The sequence below is a fragment of the Paenibacillus sp. P4_E11 genome (genome assembly GCF_056401635.1).
In genome coordinates this window covers 1-4,118 of the sequence record NZ_JBFUIX010000226.1, presented here as the reverse complement: position 1 = coordinate 4,118, position 4,118 = coordinate 1, and the positions used below count along the sequence as shown (strand labels likewise).

The following is a 4,118-nucleotide window of genomic DNA, read 5'->3' as shown; positions in this document are numbered from 1 at the left end:
CGTCATGGGTTTGCACATGCGTATGTGTACCTACCACAGCCGAAACTTTGCCGTCCAAATGCCAACCCATCGCTATTTTCTCCGAAGTCGCTTCCGCATGGAAATCGACCAGAATACACTTGTGTTTCTTCTTCAACTTATCCAGAATGGAATCGATCGTTTGAAACGGACAGTCGAGCGGCGGCAGGAACGTTCGGCCTTGCGCATTCACAATGACCAATTCCTTGGTTTGACCTTTCACGACTGTGAATCCTCGACCCGGCGTACCTGGCGGGTAGTTGGCTGGGCGAATCATCCGCTCATCCTTGTCGATAAAATCGAAGATGTCCTTATTGTCCCATGTATGGTTGCCTAACGTAATCCCGTGCACACCCTGATCGTAAAATTCTTTGGCAATGGCAGCTGTGATCCCACGCCCACCTGCAGCATTCTCCCCATTCACAATAATTACATCTGGGCTATGTTTCTTCTTGAGAATAGGCAGCATTTCCTTCAAAGCCTTTCTTCCAACAGATCCCACAATATCTCCTACAAACAAAACACGAATACTCGTCATCCCCTAAAGTTTAATGTAAAAAGCAAAACGAGAAGTGGCGGTTCGCCACTTCTCCCCGTGCTTTTATTATTTGGCATATTCCACAGCTCGAGTCTCTCGAATAACGGTGACCTTAATATGTCCCGGGTAGTCCAGTTCGCTCTCGATCTTCTTCGTAATATCGCGGGCGAGTCTGAACGCTTCGGCGTCATCGATTTTCTCTGGCTGCACCATAACGCGAACTTCGCGTCCGGCTTGAATAGCGTAAGACTTCTCTACGCCTTCGAACGATTCCGTAATCTCTTCCAGCTTCTCCAGACGCTTAATGTACGTCTCGAGCGTCTCCCGACGAGCTCCTGGTCTTGCTGCTGACAAGGCGTCTGCCGCTCCAACCAGCATGGCGATAACCGAAGTAGCTTCGCAATCACCATGGTGGGAAGCGATGCTGTTGATGACGACGGGATGTTCTTTGTATTTCCTTCCGATCTCGACGCCGATCTCGACGTGTGAACCTTCTACTTCGTGGTCCAGTGCTTTGCCGATGTCATGGAGGAGTCCGGCACGCTTCGCCAATGTGACGTCTTCTCCCAGTTCTCCAGCCATTAAGCCCGTTAAATAAGCCACTTCCATGGAATGCTTCAATACGTTCTGACCATAGCTTGTCCGGAATTTGAGACGTCCCAGGATCTTAATCAGATCTGGATGCAAGCCGTGTACGCCGGTCTCAAATGTAGCTTGTTCGCCATATTCGCGGATCCGTTCGTCCACTTCCTTGCGGGACTTCTCGACCATTTCTTCGATGCGAGCCGGATGAATCCGACCGTCCGCGACAAGCTTCTCAAGCGATGTGCGGGCAATTTCTCTCCGAATCGGGTCGAATCCAGACAGAATGACAGCTTCTGGCGTATCATCAATGATGAGGTCGATCCCCGTCAACGTTTCAAGCGCACGAATGTTTCTGCCTTCGCGTCCAATAATTCGGCCTTTCATTTCTTCATTAGGCAAAGTAACAACGGATACCGTAGTTTCTGCCACATGATCGGCTGCACAGCGTTGGATCGCGAGCGTAATCACTTCACGTGCACGCTTGTCCGCTTCTTCCTTCGCCTGATTCTCGATTTCCTTAATCAATTGCGCTGTCTCATGCCGCACTTCTTGCTCGACATTGGACAAAATAATGTGCTTCGCTTCTTCCGTGGTCAGCCCGGAAATCCGCTCTAACTCCGCAACTTGACTGCGATACAGCTGGTCGATCTGCGCCTGTGTGTCTTCAATTCGCTTCTCTTTGTTGGCAACTTGTTCTTCTTTGCGCTCTAGAGATTCTAACTTTTTATCCAGCGATTCCTCTTTTTGCAACAATCGTCGTTCTTGCCGTTGAATTTCATTCCGACGCTCACGAATGTCTTTTTCAGCTTCGGCGCGAAGCTTGTGAATCTCGTCCTTCGCTTCCAACACCGATTCTTTTTTCAATGCGTCAGCATCTTTCTTGGCTGCCTCAACAATTTGCAAGGCCGCCTGCTCCGCACTGGAAATTTTCGCCTCAGCAAAGTTTTTGCGGATAATATACCCAATCACAGAGCCTAGTGCACCAACAACGAGAGCGATAATGATCCAGATGACAGTGTACAACTCAATCACCTCCCTCGTTGGTCCTCCAAGGGGTTAGCTTGGGATATTCGGTTTTTAATCCGTGTTTCATTGTAATCCGCAGGGTGRAGCAAAATAAAGTAAAAAGTGTGGCGAAATAGATGATGCTCATGCCTATTTTAGCTTCTGCAAATTGAGATTGTCAAGTTAATACAATCCGTGGTGTCAGAGCGGGCGTTCACTATTCAGCCAATTGGTTGACGATCATCGCTGCAGCCCCTACTGCAAGCGCCTCGTCGGACAGACGGCCACGGCTGAACGATACCGGATATGCGGGATAGTACAACGTGTTCTTAAGCGCAACCTGCGTACTCGTCTGGTAGAACAATTCGTTGCTCGTGATGAGCGGTCCACCTAGAATGATCCGTTCAGGATGCAATATATTCATCAGATTCGACAGACCAATGCCAAAATACGTCGCTGCCTGAATGAATAACTCTGTCACCATACGGTCATCCATTCTAAGTGCCTGCAGTAAATGATTGAAGTCAATGTGCTCCAGATCATCCACCATCTCAGTCAAACTGCTGCGTCTCCCTTGCTTAAGCTTGGAACGAGCTTGTTCTTCAAGAACTGGTATGGAGACATAGGACTCTAGACAACCGTATACATGAGAACGTTCCGGATGAGGTCGTCCATCTGTCTGAATAATCATTTGACCGAACGAACCTTCCATATCGACAGCACCATAGACGAGATCACCGTTCGATATCATCGAAGACCTCAGGCCAACGCCAGCTCGTACATATAGTAGATGTCGGTATTCGTTCGGCGACCCTGCCCAATATTCAGCAAGCAGAGCCGTATTCGCTCCATTATCCAGAACAACCTGTACACCCGTAAGCTGTTCCAGCATCGCAACGATCGGAACTTGGTTCCAACCTGGAGCTGGAAAATAAGAAGGGTTCAGAATGGTCCCTTTTGCACGATCAAGCGGCCCAACTGAACCAATCCCTATGCCAAGTATTTGTTCTATTGCAATCTCATGTTTCGTGCATAATGCGGAAACAGCTTGAGCAACTTGTTGAAGAAGTACCTCCKGGGTCATCAAGTCTGTCATTTCCCAGTATACCGAATCCAGCTTATCCAACTGAAGGTCACTCAGGATAAGCTTGCTCGAGGCACGAGAAATATCAAGACCGAAAGCATAGGCCCAATTCCGTCTAACGCGATATAGGACCGGCCTTCTCCCACCAGATGATTCACCATGACCACATTCTTCGATCCAACCACTCTCGACTAATTCATCGAGCATTCTGGTGAGTGTACTTGATGTCAGTCCGCTTTCGTCTAGCAGATCGAGCTTGGAGACGATACCTTGCTTGCGAATTGTGCCGAACAGTTCCTTCGCCTTCTTATTGGAGATGCGATCTCCTACTTTATGCATAAAGCGCCACTCCTACTAGGCCGGAAAGCAAAATCACAAACAAGGGATGAACCTTATATTTCAACAATGCGATGAAAGCTCCGGCGAAAATGACGAGAAAGCCTACCAGATGAAAGTCCACAACTTTGAGGGCACTACTCGATAAAGCGTACCTGACAGCGGCATAAAAGATGAAGGCGGCAACGATCGGACGTAATCCGTAAAAAGCCGAGTCCATCCATGTCTGGTTGCGATATCGGGCGAATAGCACACCTACTAGTACTACGAGCAGCAGTGAAGGCAGGACGATGCCGATTGCTGAAACAATCGCACCCACTAATCCGGCTGTATGATAGCCGACCATCACAGCGCTGTTGGCAGCTATAGGGCCTGGAGACATTCCCGATATGGCAATCATATCAGAAAACTCCTTGGCATTCATCCAGTTTCTAGCAACGACCTCGTGTTCGATAACCGGCATCATCGAGTATCCGCCTCCGAAGGAAACGAAACCAATCTTCACGAATGTAATAAAAAGTTGGAAGAGCAACTCTATACTCATTATATACC

Annotated in this window: 4 protein-coding genes; all 4 read right to left on the bottom strand. The window is 48.5% G+C overall.

What is annotated here, in order from left to right:
* The coding region (locus tag AC1DWB_RS31765) for a TIGR00282 family metallophosphoesterase (RefSeq protein ID WP_477545096.1) at positions 1-556 on the bottom strand (556 nt) is incomplete at its 3' end.
* A 66-nt stretch (positions 557-622) separates the two neighbouring features.
* Entirely contained in the window at positions 623-2,164 is a 1,542-nt protein-coding gene (rny, locus tag AC1DWB_RS31760) for a ribonuclease Y (protein WP_477545095.1), read from the bottom strand.
* Positions 2,165-2,363: 199 nt separating this feature from the next.
* Complete coding sequence (locus AC1DWB_RS31755; RefSeq protein WP_477545094.1) at positions 2,364-3,569, bottom strand: ROK family protein; 1,206 nt, start codon at positions 3,567-3,569, stop codon at positions 2,364-2,366.
* Positions 3,562-4,118 (bottom strand): chromate transporter (locus AC1DWB_RS31750; protein ID WP_477545093.1); only part of this gene is annotated, 557 nt, incomplete at its 5' end. The genes AC1DWB_RS31750 and AC1DWB_RS31755, both read right to left, overlap by 8 nt.